Origin of the sequence: Bradyrhizobium sp., from assembly GCF_049519115.1 — a bacterium.
Lineage (GTDB): Bacteria > Pseudomonadota > Alphaproteobacteria > Rhizobiales > Xanthobacteraceae > Bradyrhizobium.
Map to the genome: position 1 here is coordinate 1 of NZ_JBEKRB010000180.1, position 2,871 is coordinate 2,871.

The following is a 2,871-nucleotide window of genomic DNA, read 5'->3' on the forward strand; positions in this document are numbered from 1 at the left end:
TTGGCTCTGCGACTACCTGGGCAGACGTCTCGACACGGCGCGCTCGGCTGCCGACCCTATTGATGCATTCGTGCCGATTGGTGAACCGGAGCTACTCAAGAACGAATGGGCAAAGGCAGCGAGGAAGCCGAAAGCCGCACCGTATCTCTGGCCTGTCGACGAGCTTAACCCGCTCGACTCCACTAAAGCAGAACTATTAGCCCTTGTTCGAGAGCGGGATTCGTTGCTTGGCTCGACGAGCTGGCGCATCACCGCGCCGTTTCGCGCGGTCACAGTTACCTTGCGAACTTGGTCTGCGCAAATCAAACGTTTTCACGAGAAACTTCTACGCAAGATGAGACTCGCGCTGCGAGATTACAGTCCAAACGATCGGCTAGCACGCAGCGGTCTCAGGCAACCGAATCGCGAATGTGGACATAGGGTTGGTAACAACAGCCGCAACTAGCTTCGAGCTGCCTTCGCCGAGGCGTTTGCGCGACGTCCGCTTTGCTGTTCGCCACTACCGTCACCGCGCTGGTGGGCATCTTGCATTGACTACGCCCCCAGCGGCGGCTTCGATCGCCATGAAGCCTCGACGCCTGGCGCGCTCCGGATAACTCTTCACCAGATCTTCCGGTCCATCCCCAAAATCTCACGTCATTCGGCCGCGGCGGATTTTCTCTCGTCGATATGCAGGCGAGGGCTTTGAGCATTGGACTGTTCGCCCCCATTCCTTTAAACGTCTTGTAGCGCATTATGCGCGTTTCGAGACGACTTTCGTCTTGGGGGGCTGATGGACGTTTTCAATGTCGGCCCGAGGCGTCGCTTTCAGCTTGTATTGATCAAGCCGTCACATTACGGCGATGACGGTTATGTGATCCGGTGGTGGCGTTCGATGGTCCCATCGAATTCGCTTGCCAGCATCTACGGCATTGCAGCCGATAGCGCCGCACGCGAAGCACTAGGTGTGGATGTCGATATCGACATTGTGGCGATCGATGAGTTCAACACCCGTGTCGATATCCCCAAGCTCTTGCGGAAATTCGCGAACAACAAGAACTTTGGCCTCGTAGCGCTGGTCGGCGTGCAGTCCAATCAGTATCCACGAGCTCTGGACATCGCGCGCCAGTTTCGCAACGCCAACATCGCGGTCGCCATCGGCGGATTTCACGTATCCGGCTGCCTGTCGATGCTCGACGGGAAAGCCGTCGGCCTGGATGCCTGCCGCGAGTTAGGGGTTTCGATCTTCGCTGGCGAGGCTGAAGGACGCTTCGATATGTTGCTCCAAGATGCCGCCGGTGATCGTCTGCAGCCCATTTACAACTACCTCAAGGATTTGCCGGGTATCGAGCAAACTCCGGCACCGCTTCTGCCCCTCGTGAACGTCAAGCGGACACTCGGTCTGAGCACCAGTTTCGATGCCGGGCGTGGTTGCCCTTACCAATGTTCGTTCTGCACCATCATAAATGTGCAAGGCCGCAAATCTCGTTTCCGTTCGCCTGACGACATCGAGTCGATTGTGCGTACCAACTGGGCGCAGGGCATCAGTAGATTTTTCATAACCGATGATAATTTTGCGCGTAACAAGAATTGGGAAGCCGTCCTCGATCGGTTGATCTGGCTTCGGGAAACCCAGAGTATTCCATTGGGACTGTTGGTTCAGGTAGACACACTGTGCCACAAGATTCCGAACTTCATCGAAAAGTGCAAACGCGCCGGTGTAACGCGCGTATTCATCGGGCTCGAGAATATCAACCCGGATAACCTGCTGGCCGCAAAGAAGCGGCAAAACAAGATCACCGAATATCGCAAGATGCTATTGGCCTGGAAGGACCAGGGCATCATGACGTTGGCGGGCTACATTCTTGGTTTCCCCGGCGACACGGTGGAATCTATCCGCAAGGATATTGCGATTCTCAAGCGCGAATTGCCGCTCGATATCGTCGAATTCTTCTGCCTCACGCCGCTACCGGGTTCGGAGGATCATCAGCTTCTATGGAAATCCGGCATCGCGATGGATCCTGACCTCAACAGTTACGACCTCGAACATGTCTGCACGGCCCATTCTCGCATGTCGATCAGCGAATGGGCGGGCATCTATAACGAAGCCTGGTCGATCTACTATTCGCCGGATCATATGGAGGTATTGCTGCGGCGCGCCGCGGCTACCGGCATTAGAATGAGCAGCTTGGTCAAACTTCTCTATCAGTTCTCGACCATGCATCTGTTGGAGGGCGTTCACCCGCTGCAAAGCGGTATATTCCGGCTCCGCCATCCCGATGAGCGGCGGCCTGGGCTACCGCTCGAAAATCCACTCTTCTTCTGGATTAGATTGGGCAGAGATCTTATTCGTAAGACTTGGTTCACGCTCTCGATGCTAACCCGCCTCAGCGTTGTGGCTGTCCGGATCAGCTACGATCCCAAGCGCCTTGAATACGCGGATGAGGCAATGACTCGCGTGACCGATGAAGACGAGCACAACCTCGACCTTCTGAACCAAACGTCAAGTGCGAAGGACGCGGTCGCCCACCAGAAAAAAGTCTTCGAGCTAACGCGCGGCACGGCCTGAAGCCGCCTGCTCCATCCGCGGGTCAAAACGACCGTGGCCCGCCAGAAGCGCGATCTGCGCCGGCATCCACCGGTGGATCCGAAAGATCGACAAATCGCCGCGGCAGATACGATATCTCCACCGTCACCGCCTAAAACTCAGGCGTTGGCAGCCAAGCCTCGAAAAGCCGCCTGAAGGCGGATTCTTAATTTATATCCGATAGTCGTAATCGGACAAAGCGGAATGCTGCAATTGTCTTCCGAAGATGGGCCAACGATTTGATATCCAAGTCTGCTTAACTAAAATCATTTGATTTATTTTTTTAGAATCACGTTCCGAAGTCG

General features: G+C 55.5%; 2 protein-coding genes. Both read left to right on the forward strand.

What is annotated here, in order from left to right; genetic code table 11:
- Positions 1–445, forward strand: a 445-nt coding sequence (locus ABSE61_RS36820) for a hypothetical protein (protein ID WP_423876060.1), incomplete at its 5' end; no start/stop codon positions are given.
- A gap of 327 nt (positions 446–772) precedes the next feature.
- Positions 773–2,548 carry a B12-binding domain-containing radical SAM protein gene (locus ABSE61_RS36825; RefSeq protein WP_423876061.1) on the forward strand — a complete coding sequence of 592 codons (1,776 nt, stop codon included), beginning with the start codon at positions 773–775 and terminating at the stop codon, positions 2,546–2,548.
- Positions 2,549–2,871 lie beyond the last annotated feature (323 nt).

Excerpts from the sequence above, each read along its gene's own strand:
- ABSE61_RS36825 (WP_423876061.1), top strand. The coding sequence starts at position 773 with ATGGACGTTTTCAATGTCGGCCCGAGGCGTCGCTTTCAGCTTGTATTG.